Annotated in this window: 13 protein-coding genes; 7 read left to right on the top strand and 6 right to left on the bottom strand. The window is 52.7% G+C overall.

Going from position 1 to position 17,997, the window contains the following annotated elements:
* The first annotated feature begins 14 nt into the window (after nucleotides 1-14).
* From AC5FX6_RS03025 to AC5FX6_RS03010, 4 genes are all read left to right on the top strand, one after another.
* Nucleotides 15-1,901, top strand: a complete 1,887-nt coding sequence (locus AC5FX6_RS03025; protein WP_493595553.1) for a gamma-glutamyltransferase family protein — start codon at nucleotides 15-17, stop codon at nucleotides 1,899-1,901.
* Between the two features lie 260 nt (nucleotides 1,902-2,161).
* Nucleotides 2,162-3,682: a DUF5723 family protein gene (locus AC5FX6_RS03020; RefSeq protein WP_493595552.1), complete on the top strand. Its 1,521-nt coding sequence runs from the start codon at nucleotides 2,162-2,164 to the stop codon at nucleotides 3,680-3,682.
* A 148-nt stretch (nucleotides 3,683-3,830) separates the two neighbouring features.
* Nucleotides 3,831-4,274, top strand: a complete 444-nt coding sequence (locus tag AC5FX6_RS03015) for a PAS domain-containing protein (protein WP_493595551.1) — start codon at nucleotides 3,831-3,833, stop codon at nucleotides 4,272-4,274.
* 229 nt (nucleotides 4,275-4,503) lie between these two features.
* The gene (locus AC5FX6_RS03010) at nucleotides 4,504-5,640 is read left to right on the top strand and encodes a BamA/TamA family outer membrane protein (protein WP_493595550.1); all 1,137 of its coding nucleotides are present in this window, start codon (nucleotides 4,504-4,506) and stop codon (nucleotides 5,638-5,640) included.
* 12 nt (nucleotides 5,641-5,652) lie between these two features.
* Here AC5FX6_RS03010 and AC5FX6_RS03005 read toward each other — a convergent pair whose 3' ends face one another.
* Nucleotides 5,653-6,477, bottom strand: a complete 825-nt coding sequence (locus AC5FX6_RS03005) for an endonuclease/exonuclease/phosphatase family protein (RefSeq protein WP_493595549.1) — start codon at nucleotides 6,475-6,477, stop codon at nucleotides 5,653-5,655.
* Nucleotides 6,478-6,658: 181 nt separating this feature from the next.
* On the opposite strand from AC5FX6_RS03005, the gene AC5FX6_RS03000 reads away from it, so the two are divergent.
* The 3 genes from AC5FX6_RS03000 to AC5FX6_RS02990 are packed head-to-tail and all read left to right on the top strand — an operon-like array spanning nucleotide 6,659 to nucleotide 9,668.
* Nucleotides 6,659-7,309: an SIMPL domain-containing protein gene (locus AC5FX6_RS03000; RefSeq protein WP_493595548.1), complete on the top strand. Its 651-nt coding sequence runs from the start codon at nucleotides 6,659-6,661 to the stop codon at nucleotides 7,307-7,309.
* Between the two features lie 29 nt (nucleotides 7,310-7,338).
* Nucleotides 7,339-7,842 (top strand): hypothetical protein, encoded by a 504-nt coding sequence (locus AC5FX6_RS02995; RefSeq protein ID WP_493595547.1) that lies wholly within the window; start codon nucleotides 7,339-7,341, stop codon nucleotides 7,840-7,842.
* Entirely contained in the window at nucleotides 7,839-9,668 is a 1,830-nt protein-coding gene (locus AC5FX6_RS02990) for a M64 family metallopeptidase (protein ID WP_493595546.1), read from the top strand. Before AC5FX6_RS02995 ends, AC5FX6_RS02990 begins: the two co-directional genes overlap by 4 nt.
* Nucleotides 9,669-9,850: 182 nt before the next feature.
* Here the strand turns inward: AC5FX6_RS02990 and AC5FX6_RS02985 are convergent, their stop codons facing one another.
* The 5 genes from AC5FX6_RS02985 to AC5FX6_RS02965 all read right to left on the bottom strand — a co-directional run bounded on the left by AC5FX6_RS02985 (nucleotide 9,851) and on the right by AC5FX6_RS02965 (nucleotide 17,964).
* Nucleotides 9,851-11,374 carry a calcineurin-like phosphoesterase C-terminal domain-containing protein gene (locus AC5FX6_RS02985; RefSeq protein ID WP_493595545.1) on the bottom strand — a complete coding sequence of 508 codons (1,524 nt, stop codon included), beginning with the start codon at nucleotides 11,372-11,374 and terminating at the stop codon, nucleotides 9,851-9,853.
* 78 nt (nucleotides 11,375-11,452) lie between these two features.
* Complete coding sequence (locus AC5FX6_RS02980; RefSeq protein ID WP_493595544.1) at nucleotides 11,453-12,895, bottom strand: SusD/RagB family nutrient-binding outer membrane lipoprotein; 1,443 nt, start codon at nucleotides 12,893-12,895, stop codon at nucleotides 11,453-11,455.
* A gap of 33 nt (nucleotides 12,896-12,928) precedes the next feature.
* On the bottom strand, nucleotides 12,929-16,096 hold the full coding sequence (locus AC5FX6_RS02975; protein WP_493595543.1) for a SusC/RagA family TonB-linked outer membrane protein: 3,168 nt from the start codon (nucleotides 16,094-16,096) through the stop codon (nucleotides 12,929-12,931).
* Nucleotides 16,097-16,424: 328 nt separating this feature from the next.
* Entirely contained in the window at nucleotides 16,425-17,093 is a 669-nt protein-coding gene (locus AC5FX6_RS02970) for an NAD(P)H-binding protein (RefSeq protein ID WP_493595542.1), read from the bottom strand.
* Between the two features lie 31 nt (nucleotides 17,094-17,124).
* Nucleotides 17,125-17,964 (bottom strand): SDR family NAD(P)-dependent oxidoreductase, encoded by an 840-nt coding sequence (locus AC5FX6_RS02965; protein WP_493595541.1) that lies wholly within the window; start codon nucleotides 17,962-17,964, stop codon nucleotides 17,125-17,127.
* Nucleotides 17,965-17,997: the final 33 nt, after the last annotated feature.

Raw genomic sequence — 17,997 nt, 5'->3', positions numbered from 1 at the left:
CTAAACCTTAAAAAATGAAACGACTGATATCTCTTTGTCTGCTTGCCTTGCCCCTCTTCCCGGTGGCGGCGCAGCAGACCCAAAAGCCAGTGCTACACGGCAAGAACTGGATGGCCATTACCGGCAAACCCCTTGCCGCCACTGCCGGCGCCATGACTTTCCAGAAAGGCGGCAATGCCGTGGATGCGGCCTGTACCATGCTGGCGGCTACCTGTACCATGTGGGACGTACTGAGCTGGGGCGGCGAAACACAGGCGCTCATCTACAATCCCAAAACAAAAAAAGTGATCGCCATCAATGCCCTGGGTGTAGCCCCAACAGGTGCTACGCCTAAGTTCTTCAAAGACAAGGGCTACAACTTTCCACCGGAAAACGGTCCGCTGGCGGCCACCACACCCGGGACAGCAGGCGGACTGATGCACATGCTGGCCAACTATGGTACCCTGAGCCTTGAAGAGGTGCTGGCTCCTGCCATGGAAATGGCAGCCGGCTACCCGATCGAGGCACAGACGGCTAACAGCATCGAGAAGAACAAGGAACTGATCAAGCAGTGGCCTTACAGCAAAAAGGTATTCCTGACGCACCTGGGAGAGGAACGTGAGGCACCGAACGCCGGTGAGATCTTCGTGCAGCAGGACCTTTTACAAACACTCACCAAACTGGTGGAAGCAGAGAGAGCAGCACTGAAACAAGGTAAAAGCCGCAAAGAGGCGATTATGGCGGCTTACGACCGCTTCTACAAAGGGGATATCGCTGAAGAGTTTGTGCGGGGCTCCAAAGAGCAGGGCGGACTGATCACAATGCAGGACCTGGCGAAGTGGAAACCGATCGAGGAAGAGCCGATGATGGTGAACTACAAAGGTGTGGAGGTATACAAACTGCAGCAGTGGACGCAGGGACCAACCATGCTGCAGGCACTCAACATTCTCGAGAACTTCGACCTGAAAGGGATGGGCTATAACAGCACCCGTTACATCCATACCTTGTACCAGGCTATGAACCTGTCTTTTGCCGACCGTGACTTCTATTACGGCGACCCTTACTTTAAACCGGAGGAGCCAATGAAGGGTCTGTTGAGCAAGGAATACGCCAAACAGCGGGCTAGTCTGATCCGCTACGACAAGAACGACGCGACCATTGGACCGGGTGACCCCTACCCTTTTGAAGGTCGCAAAAACCCCTACCTGAAAATGTTGAAGAAAAGAGGCTACGAACCCGACACCGTGCGTCGCAATTTTGCCCCTACTCATGACCAGCGCAGCGGTTCTTCCATGGAGGATGCCGAATACCAGGACCGGCTATGGCGTGGCACCACCACCATCGAAGCAGCTGACAATGAAGGGTGGGTAGTGTCGATCACACCAAGCGGTGGCTGGCTTCCGGCTGCTATAGCAGGCAACACCGGCATCGGTATGAGTCAACGCATGCAGAGCTTCGTGCTTGATGCCGAACTCAATCCTTTCAATGTTGTGGAACCTGGCAAGCGTCCGCGGGTGACCCTTACGCCTTCCATGGCGCTGAAAGACGGCAAGCCATACCTGTCTTTTGCCGTTCAGGGGGGTGACACGCAGGACCAGAATTTGCTCCAGTTTTTCCTCAATGTGGTGGAGTTTGGTATGAACGTGCAGCAGGCAGCTGAAGCAGCCAACTTCAATACCAACCAGCTCTGGCTCTCGCTCGGCGGCACCAAGATCGATGACCGTAAACCAAAGCCTGGCCACATCCTGCTGAACGAAAGCACACCGGAAGCCGTGCGCAATGAACTGAAGAAGATGGGCTATACCCTCAGCTTTGGCGATCGCACCAGTGGACCGATCAACGCCGTCTTCTTCGACTGGAAACACGGCAGCTTCTGGGGAGGCTCCAGCAACCACGGCGAAGATTACGGCATTGCCTGGTAAGGTATAGCTATCACCCCATCAACTACAAAGCCCCTTCGATTAGAAGGGGCTTTTTTTTAACTAAATACCCAGATGTAGGTATTGGCGCAACCGTTCCGTAATGCTACCTTTGCCGCCTCTATATCTAAAATATTGTTTTTTTAATGAATTTATGTGCAACTGCAGGTTGTACGATTTGACCCGCCATACTTTCTATTGCCTTTCCAGGCTATGCAACACAAACCACTCTGACGCCATTTATTCACCTTTATTTCCTTTGCATGAATCGAAACATTTACGCAGCTAAAATTGCCCTTGGCTTAAGTTTACTGGCCAAAACACTACTGCCTGATACAGCCCAGGCACAACAGTTAGGTATAGCGAACAGCAATTACGCTGGCACCAACAGCCTCTATACCAACCCGTCAGCCATTGCTGATTCCCGCCATAAGTTCTATCTGAATCTGTTTTCAGCTGAATTTGGCGCTACAAACAACTACCTGCGCTATGATGCGCCGATGTCCTTTTTCAAACTGGCACGTCAGGGCGAGGAATTCAAGAGCGAGTACATCCAGGAGAACCTCAATGGAAAGCAGAAGCTTGTGATGGCTGGAGCTGACTTCAAAGGGCCGGCCCTAATGGTACAGCTAAGCCCGCTGCATAGCATCGCCCTAACAACCCGCGTACGTGCCGCTGTGCAGGCTAACAACCTATCGGAAGAAGTGGCACGTCTTTACAAAGTGGCCGACGGCGAAGATGATAGCTACCTTTATAAGCGCTATACCGGCAATAACATGAACCTGAATGTGAATGCCTTTTCAGAGTTTGGCCTTAGCTATGCTCGTGTCGTGCTGGACCAGGGGGCACATTTTGTCAAAGCGGGTATGACAGTGAAGCGACTGAATGGTGGTTCTTCAGCCTATCTTAACCTGGAAGACACTGATCTGCAGGCTGAAGAAAGAGCCGTGGCAGGCACGGAAGAAGCCAATTATGTGGTGAAGCTTGACAAAGTACATGCCCGCTATGGCTATGCTGCCATGCCAGACTTTGATGCGGCAGAAAGTGGCGACCTGCTCAGCTTGCTACTGGGCGGCAAGAGCGCTGGAAGTGGCTGGGGCGCTGACCTGGGCTTCACGTACGAATACCGCACCAACAACCCGGATTACAGTATTACGCGCAACGGTCAGCAGCTAACCGACCTCGAGCAAAACAAATACAAGTACCGGGTGGCGGTATCCCTGATGGATATCGGGAGTATCAACTACAACAACCCTGACCTGGTATGGGCCTATGACGTGCAACGCACCAACAAAGAAATCAACCTTTCTGAACTAGGCGATGCCGAGACTACGGAGGAAACCCTGGAATACCTGAACCAGCAGCTGGACGTGAGTGAGAGCGAAAAGCAGACTTCTTTCCGTGCTTCACTACCTACGGCACTGCATATCAATGTGGACTACCGCCTGACCCGTAACCTATACGCCAATGCCACCCTGATCCAGGGTGTGCGCGGCAAGAATGCGATTGGGATGCGCCAGAATTCCCTGTTTGCGATCACACCCCGTGCTGAGTTCAAAAAATTTGAGCTAGCCCTGCCGGTTGCTCTTCAAAACAACTATTCAATCCTCACGGTAGGTGCGATGGTACGTTTTATGAACTTCTACATTGGCTCCGACAACATTGGCGGTGCCTTTAACCTGGGCAAGCCTTATGGGGCTAATGCTTATGTAGGCGTATCGTTGCTGCCAATTCTGCAGCGCAACCCGAAAGAGAAGAAAGCAACTACACAGCAGCCCGGTTAAGCTAGGCTATACCTGTTGCATGACAACCCCGTGGCCCCGCCGGTCACGGGGTTTTTTCTTGCGCTTCCGCTTGCTTGTTCTCCAATTTCTGTAACCTTCTACACCTGCCTGCTGTACTTGTTTCTGGTCAGAGGTGACCCGAAACACTATGACAAACAAGACACAACATACTTTAACCGGCTTTGACTTTAAGCGAGTATTCGAAGGAATTTCCGGTAAATTCGTTGTGCTCAAGCCAAACCCACCTTACTTCACCATCCTCGCGGTAAGCGACGATTTCATTCACTTATCCTCAAAACCGCGCCACGAACTCGAAGGCCACCATCTGTTTGCTGCCTTTCCTGACAATCCGGAAGACAGCGTCTCGGCTGGCATCTCTACCTTAACTGCATCGCTGAAGAAAGTGATCGACACAAAAAAACAGGATTACCTCCCGATCCTGCGCTTTGATGTGATCAACAAAGAAGGAAAGTTCGAAGAGCGTTACTGGCAGGCCCATAACAAGCCCGTGCTCAATGAGCAGGGGAAACTGATCTGTATCATTCATACTACCGAGGAAGTAACCAACCAGGTACTCGAACGAGAACAGTAAACAGTCTCCTTCTTGCCCCTTCCCTACCTGAGGTTTCGGCCTCCCCCCCATCATCTCATCCGGAAAACCAGGCTAAAATAAGGTCTGCACCAGGTGATTGTTGTTACAACAATTTTCTATAATTTCGCCCCGCTCCGGCAAACATTCCTTTTCACTAGTAGTTTCCATTTAGAACCTAATAGCAGCAACACCGAGCTCCACCCGCTACCCCGATATCTGGCTTTCGACTATGAAATCACGCTATACTCTCCTGATCGCTTTCTGGCTGTTCACGTCCCTGCAGGTGGTGGCACAACAGACTAATTTCGTAAAGCGCTACATCAACAAACTGGTCAATGATACCACGGATGTCGCGCGGCCGCAGTTCCTGATCTACCCTACCCTGGCGTACGCTCCTGAAACAAGCTGGGAGATCGGCCTGAGCACACTCTATGTGTACTATGCCAAAAACGACACAGCCAATAGACTGAGCGAAATTAACGGATTCACGTTTTTCACCCTGCAAAACCAATACGGACTGTGGCTTGATCATGCCTTGTATTCAGACAAAAGCCGGTGGTTTGCCCTGGGCCGCCTGCGTCTGCAGAGTTTTCCCTTGCACTACCATGGCATTGGCCCGGACACGCCACCAGACTACCTGGCTTTGGTGGAGGCATCGCAAATACAGCTGCGCGAGCGACTGCTCCGACGCATCAAGCCCAATCTATACCTGGGACCGCAACTGGACTTTCAGCGCCTGGGTTCCGTTAAGTTTAAGCCAAGCACGGATGGGCCGCTGGAGTTGCCTGTTGGCAGCGAGGGCGCTACCAACATCGGTTTAGGGGCAGGTCTGGTGTATGACAATCGACACAATGTGCTCAATGTGCGGCACGGGCTTTTCTCGGAACTGGCACTCTACCGCTACGACAAGCTCTGGGGCAGCGACTACCAGTTTACCACCGTGATCAGCGACAGCCGGGTATACCAACCCGTGGGTGAGCGCAACGTTTTGGCCGCGCAGCTTTTGGGGCAGTTCAACATGGGCAATGTTCCTTTCAACCAACTGGCTCTGATGGGCGGAGAGAGCATGATGCGCGGCTATTATACCGGGCGATTCCGGGATAAGAACCAGTTGGCCGCACAGGTGGAATACCGGATGCTGCCCTTGCCGCTCAGCTTCACTGACAGGCTGGGAGCCGCTGTGTTCGTGGGAACAGGCACAGTGTTTCCTGACTTCGCCCGCTTTGAGGCCAAGTACCTGCAAGTAGCAGGCGGTGGAGGTTTGCGCTACCTGCTCTTTCCTAAGAAGGACATCTATACCCGCGCCGATGTGGCCTTTACCAAAGAAGGTCCCGGATTCTACATTTACATTGGGGAGGCTTTCTAAACAGATTTCGCCTTACAATTTCAGCACTGCCAGCAGAGGCCTGTGGTCAGAGGCATAGCTTTCCGGCATTACTTTATGTGAGAGTACCCGGATACCGGATGTTTTGCTAAACGCAATGTAATCGATGATACGATCCGGCTTGTCCTGTGGGAAGGTTGGATCACAGGCGGTCTCGCAGCTACGCTGGAATACTTCATCCAGGGCACGTAGCGCAGGACTATCCGGATAGTCATTCAGATCACCAGCCAATATAAAAGGGAGCTTTTCTGCTTTGTCGAGAGCATTGATGGCTTGCACCTGCTGCAGCCGGTTGTCACTGCTGATAATGTCGAGGTGGGTGCTGGCGAAACGGATGCGCCGCCCATCCGGCAGATGCACAGTAGCCACTGCCAGCACGCGACCCTCAGCCTTTGGATCATCCGCTTTTGGGAGCACTACTTGACGTGTATCAGTTAATGGGTAACGTGACAGGATGGCCACCCCGTATTCCCCTCCCTCAAAATCAATGGCTTTCGCAAAGTAGTAATGCATTCCAAGCATTGTTGCCAGTGCTTCCGCCTGGTGCACATGGCCCGATCTTGCGATACGCACATCCACCTCTTGCAGGGCTACCACATCCGCTGCTTCACGCCGAATTACGTCTGCAATGGCCTCCAGGTCAATTACACCCTTTTTGCCTGGCGGATTTGCATGGCGTATGTTATAGCTCATCACACGCAATTCCATCTCACTATTTTCTGATGTCTTGCTACTTATACCTTGACCCATTTCAGGCGCACAGGCTAACAGCAGCGAAAAGAAGCCGCAGAGAAGAAGTGGTTGATAATAGTAGCGCATAGTTTCTCTTTTACACTGTAAATATAGCCATCTGCTTCTGGATCAAGAACATGCCAACCTACCCTTTTAGAACATTGCCTTTTCCTGCCTGTTCTTTCATGGTATAAGACAGTAAACTTTTCAAATTATTCAATTAATTCTATATATTAGTAAATAATTTCACTTAGACGATACCTGCGCTATGAAACGCAAACTACAGATCACGGGACGTGGCAAACTGTCTGTCTCTCCCGATATCATGATCCTTTCTTTCAGTGCCGTGGCGCAGGAATGGGAATATGACAAAACCGTTGACTCCCTTAACGCAAAATTGGAAGAACTGCGCACTATTATTGAGGCGCAAGGTATAGCACGCAGCAACCTAAAGACCAAGGATTTCGGAGTCCGAAAGGAAACACAGTGGAACCGCAAGACGGAGAAGTCGGAGTTTCTAGGCTACAGCGCCACGCACCGGCTGGAGCTGGAACTGCCCCTAGACAAAGCGCTCATCAATCAACTTCTCAGTCAGATCGCCAGGAAACTCGACAGCCTCGATTTCAGCATTTCCTTTGGTGTGAAAGATACCAGCGCCCATCAGCAGCAACTAATCTTACAGGCTGTTACAAAAGCAAAAGAAAATGCCGCCCTCATCGCCCAGGCAACGGAAGTAGAGCTGCGGGAAATCCTCGACATTGATTACTCTTACCGCGAGCTCACCATCCGTTCCCAACAGCACGACTATGCTGTCTATGACAGCTCGGTGCTGATGGAGGCCTCCGCTCCTGCCCCTGACTTCGAACCCGACGACATTGATGTGGCTGAAACCGTGACGATCACCTGGCGGATCGGGTAATCAATTGCCTGCTTTTTCAACTTATACCTATGCAAAAACATTTACTTATCTTTTTGGCTATCATAGCATTGTCAGCTTGTAAACTAAGCAATACTTCAGGCCCTTCCAGTGATTCTGCAGCGGCTGGCGGACAGGCTATGGCGAGTACCCCTTCCCAAATTATATTTCTGGATCTGGAGATCAGCCGGGATAGTCTGACGAAAGAAAGAGCAGTCAAAGTATTGAAGAAGATGGTAACGGACGGCAGGATGAAGAGCCTGGCACATCCTGATCAACAGCCTGTCCCCGGCGATTTGCAGTGCAGTTTTTTGAGTGCCGCGGAGCAAGTTCTTTTTACCACGACAATACCTGATCCCTTGGCCAATACACTGGAGTATGCCGCTCAATCCGGCGAAATACAAAAGAAAACATTTCACCTGCAACAGGCTACATTCACCCTGCGGGCCCCCTATTACCCGGGTTCCACACACCTGCGCATCGAGCAGGTGCAGCCAGACAATGAATTGAAGGAAATCGCCAATCTGACGCTATGAAAAAACTATTAACCACTTTCTGGCTGCTGTTTTGCCTTGTGCAGCTTTCCCAGGCACAGAAGTTTCAGGTTGATACGATCCTGTATAACGGCCCCTCTGACAAGTACATCAATTTTGTATTTCTAGGGGATGGTTACCAGGCAAACGAACTCGGGAAATACATAGAGGATGTCAAAGGCACCGTGGATGGAGTATTTGCCAAACCCCCTTTCAGAGAAAATAAACTTTTCTTCAATGTCTTTGCCATTAAAGTGCCTTCCAATCAAAGCGGGGCCAGTCACCCGGGCACTGCAAGTGATGAGAACAGCCAATCAGGCCATCCAATAAGCAAGGTAGACAACTACTTCGGTTCAACTTTTGACTACGGTGGTATACACCGTCTGCTCGTGCCTACCAATAACATGGCCATTTCAGCGGTGCTGGCTAATAATTTTCCGGAATACGACCAGGTGTTCATACTCGTCAATAGTACTTATTACGGTGGCTCGGGGGGCGCCTATGCCACGAGTTCGACCAACGTTCAATCCAAAGAGATCGCCATACACGAGATCGGTCACTCCTTCGCCAACCTGGCTGATGAGTACTGGGCGGGGCCACAGTATGCCCGTGAAAGACCTAACATGACACAAGTCTCCTCTCCTCAAACCGTCAAGTGGAAGCAATGGCTCAATAATACAGGTGTAGGCATATACCCGTACGAAGAGTCCCCTACCTGGTACCGACCGCACCAGCGCTGCAACATGCGCTACCTCTCCCCACCTAACGAGGTTATCCACTTCTGCATGGTTTGCAACGACGCCATTACCAAGCGGATTGCCAGCCTGGTCAATCATGTCTCTTTACCGGATAAGCCCGGGGTGATTAGTGGCCCTACGCAGGTATGTGCCCAGCAGGAAGCCGTGAGCTATAGCATCAATCCGGTAAACGGTGCCGGCGCCTATACCTGGACCGTACCGGATGGCTATCAGATTACAGCGGGACAAGGAACTACAACGATCTCGGTGCGCTTCGGTGCTGTGAGCGGACGAATTGGGGTGGCGGCGCAGAATTTCAATGGGCAATCTCCCTATACCTATCTGGATGTGCAGGTACAGGCAATGCCGGAGGTGAAGGCGGGCCCGGATGAAGCCACCTGCATGAACAACGGCCGCTTCGACTTAAGTGGTTTTAGTCCGGCGGGAGGCATTTGGTCAGGCCCCGGCACGGAGGCGAAAGGCACATTTGATCCTAATGTATCCGGCCTCGGCATGCATCGTTTAACCTATACCTACAGCGAAAAAGGCTGCAGCGTCAGTGCTACCAAATTGATTACCGTAAAAGAGCCGCCAATTATCAGGCTGGATGACTTTCAGCAGGTCTGCTCCTCCTCCACTAATTTCGTGTTGACGGGTGGTTTACCGGTGGGTGGAACCTATAGCGGAAACCATGTGCAGAACGGGCGCTTCAATGCAGCTGAAGCTGGCCCCGGCACGCACCGCATCAGCTATACCTACTCTATCCAAAATGGCTGCTCAACAACGCTGGAAAAGGAAATAACGGTAAGCGTTTGCACCAATGTAAACGAAGTTGATGTGGCAACGGGCATTAGCTTGTTCCCCAACCCTGCCAGCACTACTGTGCAAGTCGAGGCGCAGCTGACAGGCACCACGCAAGTCACTCTGCAGGTATTTGATACGACTGGCAAACTCGTGTTCAGCCAGCAAGTGCATAGCCTATCCGGTATACTGAAAGAAAAGCTTGACCTGAGCAAGCAGCCCAGAGGCATTTACCTGCTCAAGCTGATCACCGAAAAAGGCCATGCAGACCGGAAGCTTTTGTTGCAATAGACAATCAACTTTACTTTGGCGTGTAGGCTATACCTGCAGATACTATACCTGTAGAGACTATCCTAAAGAGACCTGATCAAAACAAATGTGCCAGAACTCCGGGAAGGTTCTGGCACATGCCTGGTCTACCTATTCGCTATACCTATCCAGGTGAAAAGCTATACCTGAATCACAGGCTATACCTAGCGAACAGCGCTTTCCAGTTTGGCGAGCTTCAGTTCATCGCGGTACACATTGCCGAAGCGGTCGGTTACTTGCACGGCAAAAGAGGCAGCTGCTCTGGTCGGCTTGGCAAAGAACATATGATCCGTTGGCAAAGGCTCCACCCACTTATGCTTAGCAGGTTTTGCTGCACCCTCGTGCAGCTCAACCGAGAGTGGATCTAACGTGATTTCGCGGGTCATCTCGCCCATGCGCTTGCCGTCTTCCAGCCACTCTACTTTCCAGCTTGGGTCCCAGTTCCAGACGTTCACAGCGACCTGCTCCGGCTTGTCGGCCACAGCACCTACCGGGTATATCCGCAGCTGGTGCTCTTTCGGCAAACCGGTCGATTTGTAATACCACTGCACGTCACTGCCCTTCACTTCGTACACGCCATAGCCGCTCGGGGTACCGTCGTAGCAGATCGGGCCGGTCCACCAGGCACCACACACCGTGCCGTGTACGTGCTCGATGATGTTGTCGCCTTCAAACACCTTCTCGTTGAAGTGGGTATGGCCCGACATGATGTGCGCCTTGTAGGGCTGCAGCAAGCGATACAGTTCTTTACGATTTGATACCACACCCCCTATAGACGGCTCCTTTTCTTTGTTTCGCTCATGCTGGCGGGTATAGGCGGGTATGTGCAGACTCACGACCACAGTAGATCCGGGTTTTACGGTAGCCAGGTCCTGCTCCAGCCAGGCCAGCTGTCGCTCGGTCAGGTAGCCGATGTACTTCTTGGCAGTTCCGATAAAGAACACATCGTCGAGCACCACATAGTGAATCTCCCCCCTATTGAAAGAGTAATAGGTCGGACCAAACAGCTCTTTGAATTTCTCAGCTGAGCCCTCGTCGGTGCGGGCCTCCAGATTCATATCGTGGTTACCGATCACCTGGAAGAATGGAATACCAGCAATGGCCAGCGCTTCCTGGTAATCGTCAAATAACTCGAACTTGTCCCACACAAGGTCGCCACAGCCTATGCCGTGGAAGAGCGTACCCTGCGGGTAGCTGCCTACCAGTGCTTTCAAATCTGGTGCAGACTCACGCTTGAGTTGCTCAGCATCATCTTTGGAGATGATCTGCGGATCGGCCCAGACCACAAAGTTGTGCTGGGTATCGTCCTGCGCCAGGCGCTTCAGCTCAAAGTCCGCCTTGAAACGACCGCGCTGGGGCACGATCCTTTTGTAAAAACGGGTAATGCTTTTTTCGTTTTCAAACTCGTAGCCACGCGGGATGGACAGGTATACAAAGTCAGCAGTGGCGTTGCTGAGCAGTTCGTAGCGGCCAGCAGAGTCGGTGGTCACCACGTTGATGCCATCGGTCACGGACACGCCCGCTATACCTTTGCCATTAGCATGTACCTTGCCACTCAGGCTGAATGTGCTCAGGTCTTTGCCGCGGGCAGGTATAGCCGGTTTGGCTTGCAGGATATTGGGGGCCAGCGTCAGGCCTATACCTGTCAGGCCGAGAGATTTGAGGAAAGTTCTTCTTTTCTGAGACATAAGAGATGTATGGTTGTGCATGAAAAGGAGCCAGCACCTGTACAGCGCCGACTCCCCGTTTTCATAGCAGGTTGTTGCTTATTTTTCCCACCAAACTTTGGTATTGATGTCGTCTCCGCCCATCGACTCGACTGCCTTACGGTAATTTTCGAGGTTGTTGGTCTGCAAGGTAGTCGGGTAGCGGAAGCGCACCGGCAGGATCTGGTTGTTGAGCATATCGCTTCCTTTTGGCAACTCCGGCAAACCGGTGCGGCGGTACTCAAACCACTGCTGGTTGTCGTTGAAGAACAGGGCGTAGTATTTCTGCAGCATAATGCGCTCAAGGGTGCCATCGTAAGCAGCCGCCTCGTTTTCGAAGTAGTTAGCCGGTACCGTGGCGCCCCACTGTGTGATGGCAGCTTTCACCCCGTTCTCGTAGTGCGACTTCGCATCGCCACCGGTTATGCCGCGCTGGGCCAGCTCGGCTTTGATGAGCTCCACCTCGGCATAGGTCATGATCAGGGTTTTCATCGGGGCGGTGGCTAATGCAATGTTCAGGTTAGAAGGCTGGTAATCGAACTGGGAATCGCTGCCGCCGTAGCCGCTTGGTATACCTTTGTAACCGATGGTGGTGCTGCCGTCCTTGGAGCGGGCCTGAGTGGCAAACTTCGCCAAACGCGGATCATTGAAAGCGACCAGGTTGTCGATGAAGAATTTCGACGCAGCCCGGAAGGTCGTGAAGTCAATGGCACGCCCCCAGGGCGACAGGTTAGGCGTCACGCCTGTGATGTTCAGAATGGCAGCTTCCTCGTTGCGGGTAAACACCGGGTATTTAGCCGGATCGTTCAGCATCTCGGTCATCTTGGCAAATGAATTCATCTCACCCCGCTTCGACACGCGCAACAACAGGCGCAGTCGCAGGGAATTGGTGAAGCGTCGCCAGTTTGCGATGTTATTGTTGTACAGTAGATCCGCGCCATACACCATCGGTCTGCCCGAGTCGTACAGGTTGTTCGCTATTTCCAGGTCCGCCAGGATCTTGGTGTATACCTCCTGCTGTGTGTTGAACTTCGGATAGAAGATGCCTTCGTCCCCTCGGGCGGCTTCTTCCATCGGCACGTCGCCGAAACTGTCTGTCAGGAGCGAGTAAACCCAGGCATTCAGTGTTAGGGCCACGGCCTGGTAGTTCGGTTCGTTCGCCGCCTCTGCTGCCACCTGCATTTCCTTCAGGTTGGTGATCCAGCGGTAGTAGGTGTTCCAGGTACTGTTGCCGGAGCTCTCGGTCAGATTGTAGCGGTGGATGCCACCGGAGGCACTCGGAAAAGGCAGCGACACCTGCATCAGGTCGAATGAAAAGCCATTGCTGCGCGAGGCATTGAAACTGGCCATTTCGTACACGATCGGGTTGAGCAAAGTGCCCGGATTGATGCGCTCGATGCGGTTTGGGTCAATGTTGAGTTCTTCAAACTCGTCGGTGCAGGATACGCTGACACAGCTCAGGGCCAGGGCGATTGCTAAAAACTTTTTCTTTATGGTTGTCATCTTGTTAAGCTCTTCAAAAATGGTGGGGAAAGACTACAGCTTCAAGGTCAGGTTCATGCCGAAGGTGCGTGGCGTTGGCAACTGGCCCATTTCCACGCCCGGCAGGATAGTAGATCCGTTGAGGGCGGCTGTTTCCGGATCGAAAATCGGGAACTTGGTGATCATGGCCAGGTCACGTCCGTAGAGGGCCACGCTCGCACCCTGCAGCACTTTGGTGCGGGCTGTCAGGGCTTTCGGCAGGCTATACTCCAGGCGAAGCTCACGCAGCTTCAGGTATGAGGCGTCAAACGAATTGGACTCCACATTGGCACGACGGTAGTAGTCACCATAGAAGTCTGGCAAACTGGCTTTGGTCGTGTTGGGCGAGAATGTACCGTCGCCGTTGTCTACCACCCCTTCGCCAATGATGAAGCCGTCTTCACGACCGCGTAGTGTGTGCTTCAGCTTGCCCTGCTCACTCATTTTGTGGTGCGTCTGGGAGTAGATGATGCCACCATACTGCCCGTCGAGCAGCACGTTCAAGCGGAAGTTCTTGTAGCTCACTTCGTTCATAAAACCACCTCTCCAGTCGGCGTAAGCATTGCCGATGTACTGGATCTCAGAAGGACGCGCTGGCAGACCGTTGATGTTGTAAATGATCTGTCCGTCCGGGGCACGCATGAAGCCGAAGCCGTAGATGTCACCTGTCGTGCCGCCTACTTTGGCAATGATAGAAGCATTACCTCCTACCCCGATCACCTGCTGGTCTGTCAGGCCTTCGGCGAGTTCAATTACCTTATTTCGGTTACGAGCCCAAGTGATGGTGCTCTTCCACTTCAGGTCGCCCATATCGATCGGACGCAGGTTCAGGGCCAGTTCAATCCCTTCGTTGCGCACCACGCCGCCATTCAGCACGGCACGGCTATACCCTGTGGTTGGGTCCAGTGGCACTTCCAGTATCTGGTTGCGGGTCAGGTTGCGGTACACGGCTACGTCCATACCAATGCGGCCACCGAAGAGCATGTACTCCAAACCGGCTTCGTAGCTGGTCGTTATCTCCGGCTTGAAGTGGTCGTTGTGCAGCGTGGTGGGTACCGTGGCAGAGCCCGGGAACTCACTGCGGCCATAGTATTTCTGCGTCTGGTATGGGTCTGTGTCGTTACCCACCTGCGCCAGTGACAGTCGCAACTTGGCATAAGATACCTGACGTGGCAATGTGAGCAGGTCGCTCAAGATAAAGCTAGAGCTCACCGATGGATAAAAGAAAGAGTTGTTCTGCGCAGGCAGGGTACTCGACCAGTCGTTACGGCCGGTCAGGTCCAGGAAGATCTTATCTTCAAAAGAAAGGGAGGTGAAGGCATACACGCTGTTTACGTTTTTGTTGCTGCTCACCGTGTTCATCATCGGGTTGCTCACGCCATTGGTTAGCTTGTACACGCCCGGAATGTTCAGCTGGTCCACGTAGCCTTCTACCCGCTTATACTTGCGGGCCATCAGGTTGCCGCCCACCGAGGCACGCAGGTCAATGCGGTCCGACAGCTTGTCTCGGAAAGTAAAGAGACCGTCGGTGTTCACTTCGTAGTTAAAGATGTTCTGCTCTTTGTAATAACCACGCTGGAAGTTAGCCGTGCTATACGGACGACGCTGCTGGCGGTCTTCGTTGCGCATATCCACACCTGAGCGCAGCATCACCTCAAACTTAGGCGAGATCTCGTACGTAGCGGCCAGGTTGCCCACGGTACCATAGCTGCGTTGCGCGTTGGTCATCTCGTAGGCGATCAGGTAGGGATTGTCGATGAACGAGCTGAAGGGGTGTACCTGGTCAATCTGCTCCTGCCCTTTTTTCCAGATCGGCGCATACCAATCCAGGTCCACGTTCGGGTTCTGGAAGATCATGAAGTAAGCGATGGACTGGTTGTTATAACCAGTGGCGGGCAGGTTGTCACTCTGTTTATTGGTGAAGTTCACCTTCGAGCTCAGTTTCAGATGCTCGGCCAGCTGGTAGTTCAGGCTAAGGGCAGCCGTGATGCGCTCGAAGCCCGTGTTCGGCATGATCCACTCATTCTTGGAGTGCGTGATAGAAGCTCTTGCACCCCCCTTGTCGTTGCCGCCTTCCAGGGCCACGCTGTTGGTGATGGTAGAGCCTGTGCGCCAGAAGCCTTTGATGTTGTCTTTGTAAGGTCTCCATAGCTGACGCTCCGCTGACTGTCCTTCCAGGGTTGGGTCATACTGGTAGTAAGACTGGCCATCGAATCTCGGACCGAAGGCGCTACTGGTACCCCCTGTGTTGGCGCCGTCTGCAGAGGCACCATAGGAGTAGTACAAGTTACCCTCTTTGTTGAAGGCACGGCCTGTTCCCTGGCCGTACTCATACTGATAATCCGGCCAGCGCAGCACATCGTTGAAGCTCAGGTTGGTGTTCACTGTCAGCCCCAGGCCTTTTTTGTTTCGTTTGCCAGACTTCGTGGTAATGATCAAAGCGCCACTGGCCGCACGGCTTCCGTAGAGGGCAGCGGCAGCAGGACCTTTTAGTACGGTGATGTTTTCGATATCATCCGGATTGATGTCGGAGATGCCGTTGCCAAAGTCGATCGGCACGTCGTTGCCGGAGCCGGCACCGTAGGCATTGCCCACACCTGAACTGGTCATGCCGCTATTCATCGGTACACCGTCCAGCACGATCAGCGCATTATTCTTGTTTGGGTCCATGGAGTTGTCACCACGCAGCGAAATGCGCACTGAATTCACAGGACCAGAGCCCGGCGAAGTCAGGTTAAGACCGGCCACCTTGCCGGAGAGTGCACTTGCAAAGTTATTGGAGCGGGCATTTAGGATCTCCTCTCCTTCTACCTTTGACACGGCATAACCCAGGGCTTTCTGATCACGGGCTATACCTAAGGCAGTCACCACGACTTCACTCAACTGGTTCTGGTTGGGCTGCAGTTGAATGTTGATGAACTCCTGGTTTCCGATTGGTCTTTCCTGCGGAACATAACCGATAAAGGAAACCACCAGCACATCCGCTTCGCTGCGGGCATTTAGTTTGTAATTGCCGTTGCCGTCGGTGATGGTGCCATTCGTTGTGCCCTTTACGGCCACACTGGCACCTGGCAGGCCCGTGCCTTGTTCGTCGGTTACCTTGCCCTGTACCGACAGAGACTGTGCCACGGCCAGCTGACAGCAAAGCAGCAAAAGCAGCAAAGCGGGCAGGTGCCGTTTCAAAAGTGTAGAAGTTTTTAATAGCATAGCGATAGTGTTTGTTTGACTACCGCAAAGCTATTTTGAACAGGTTACCCCAATATTAAGAGAAGGCTATATAAAGGTTAAGGAATCAGAAGGTGCTGACCAAAAAGTTGACCTTTTGATAATGTTTAAACACGAACGAATCCGGGATTGCCAACCCGACATGACGGAGAGCGCTGGATTACTGGAGGTTAGATAGCCTATACCAGATTTCTCCATGCTGGCGAAATGACAAACAAGTGGTACGAGACCAGAGGCCTCCCCCTAGTAGACACGAGCGTGGAAGCTTGCGCCATAAAGAAAACAACTAGCGACTCAGGTGCTCCCGCTCAGCCAGCTGAAATATCTCGCCTAAGGTATAGGTATGGACGCCGGGCTGGGCGGCTATACCTGCGTTGACCATGGCCTGCGCCACTACCCTGTCTTCGTAGGGTTTATACTTGCCGGCTATACCTAGTTTGTCGAAGAAGTGCATCACCTTATAGCCTATCTCTTCGCCGGTACGGCTCTCTTTGCGGTCGCCATGCAGCAGACCGGGCTGAATGATATTGATGCTTTTGAATTCGAGCTTCTTCACAGCTTCCTCCAGCGCACCTTTCATGCGGGAGTAAAAGATCATCGAGTCCGGACTGGCACCGGAGGAAGAGACCAGCACGTAGGTTGGCACACCATTCTGAGCGGCGGCTTCAGCGAATTTGTATTGGTAATGGTAATCTACTTTGTACTGCTCATTCTGACCGCCTGCCTGCTTGAGCGTGGTGCCCAGCGTCGAGAAAAAGACGTCGCCTTTCACTAGGTGCTGCCATTCTTCGGGCTTGTCAAAATCGATCAGATGCTCCTGTAGTTTGGTGTCGGCTATACCTAAGGAGCGGCGACCGAATACGATCACGTTGTTGAATCGCTCATCTGCCAGTAGCTGCTGTACCAGTTGTTTTCCCACCAGACCGGTGGCGCCTATTACGAGTGCTGTTTTCATATCTTGGTTCATTTATCTGTTCAAGTAAATACTATACTTGTTGCTGCTGGTTAGCCCCGGTTAGTCGCTCCGATTCCTCCCACAGTTTACTGGCTATACCTGCTGCTACCTGCGGATTCTTGCGGCCGGGTCTGCATTTGTAATAGTACTGCCCATCCTGCCAGTCTTTGCCCGGCGTGGTGCTGATCAACCAGATCAGGGTATCGGCTCCCTGTTCGGGGGTGATCATGAAAAAGCGCTTGATCGTTGACTCGTACAGCCACTTGACCGTGCTCCCTCCTTCCCGCGCAAAACCAGTCTCCACTACCCCCGGGTGGAAAGAAGCGGCCCACACGCCTTTGAAGCGTCTGCTGATCTCCATGGCATGCAGGATGTTCATCAGCTTGGCGGCGCCGTAGGCCCGGAAACTCTTGTAATTCTTTTGGCTTTCGAGGTCATCGAAGTTGATACGCCCCATCAGGTTAGCAGCACTGGAGGTATTGATCACGATGGCCTTGGAGGCTTCCAGCCGTTCCCGGAGCAAATGCGTCAGCAGGAAGCCGGACAGGTGGTTTACCTGCAGTGTCATTTCGTGGCCATCTGCTGTCACCCTTCTGTCGGCAATGATCCCGCCCACGTTGTTGACCAGCACATCGATGCGGGGATACTGCTCCAGCAGCTTTTGCGCAAAAGCACGCACTTCTGAAAAGCGGGTATAGTCCACCAGGTAATAGTCGCACCCGATCTCTTCTGCCAGTCGTTTGGTTTCGTCGGAGCGCCCTGTGATCACCACCTGTGCTCCCTTCTGGCGCAGGATCCGGGCGGCAGCCGCGCCAATGCCGGAGCTTCCGCCTGTGATGATGATGGTTTTGCCGTTGAGGTCTTTTGTCATAGTTTCGTCTTGCATTACACCCATCCAGGTATA

It is taken from the genome of Pontibacter sp. LHS2 (assembly GCF_058932845.1).
The sequence above is the reverse complement of the archived record's forward strand: the minus strand, read 5'-3'. Positions and strand labels throughout refer to the sequence as shown.

What these genes read in the sequence shown, in the direction of transcription:
- AC5FX6_RS03025 (WP_493595553.1), top strand. Translation starts at nt 15, where the DNA reads ATGAAACGACTGATATCTCTTTGTCTGCTTGCCTTGCCCCTCTTCCCG.
- AC5FX6_RS03020 (WP_493595552.1), top strand. Translation starts at nt 2,162, where the DNA reads ATGAATCGAAACATTTACGCAGCTAAAATTGCCCTTGGCTTAAGTTTA.
- AC5FX6_RS03015 (WP_493595551.1), top strand. Translation starts at nt 3,831, where the DNA reads ATGACAAACAAGACACAACATACTTTAACCGGCTTTGACTTTAAGCGA.
- AC5FX6_RS03010 (WP_493595550.1), top strand. Translation starts at nt 4,504, where the DNA reads ATGAAATCACGCTATACTCTCCTGATCGCTTTCTGGCTGTTCACGTCC.
- AC5FX6_RS03005 (WP_493595549.1), bottom strand. Translation starts at nt 6,477, where the DNA reads ATGCGCTACTATTATCAACCACTTCTTCTCTGCGGCTTCTTTTCGCTG.
- AC5FX6_RS03000 (WP_493595548.1), top strand. Translation starts at nt 6,659, where the DNA reads ATGAAACGCAAACTACAGATCACGGGACGTGGCAAACTGTCTGTCTCT.
- AC5FX6_RS02995 (WP_493595547.1), top strand. Translation starts at nt 7,339, where the DNA reads ATGCAAAAACATTTACTTATCTTTTTGGCTATCATAGCATTGTCAGCT.
- AC5FX6_RS02990 (WP_493595546.1), top strand. Translation starts at nt 7,839, where the DNA reads ATGAAAAAACTATTAACCACTTTCTGGCTGCTGTTTTGCCTTGTGCAG.
- AC5FX6_RS02985 (WP_493595545.1), bottom strand. Translation starts at nt 11,374, where the DNA reads ATGTCTCAGAAAAGAAGAACTTTCCTCAAATCTCTCGGCCTGACAGGT.
- AC5FX6_RS02980 (WP_493595544.1), bottom strand. Translation starts at nt 12,895, where the DNA reads ATGACAACCATAAAGAAAAAGTTTTTAGCAATCGCCCTGGCCCTGAGC.
- AC5FX6_RS02970 (WP_493595542.1), bottom strand. Translation starts at nt 17,093, where the DNA reads ATGAAAACAGCACTCGTAATAGGCGCCACCGGTCTGGTGGGAAAACAA.
- AC5FX6_RS02965 (WP_493595541.1), bottom strand. Translation starts at nt 17,964, where the DNA reads ATGACAAAAGACCTCAACGGCAAAACCATCATCATCACAGGCGGAAGC.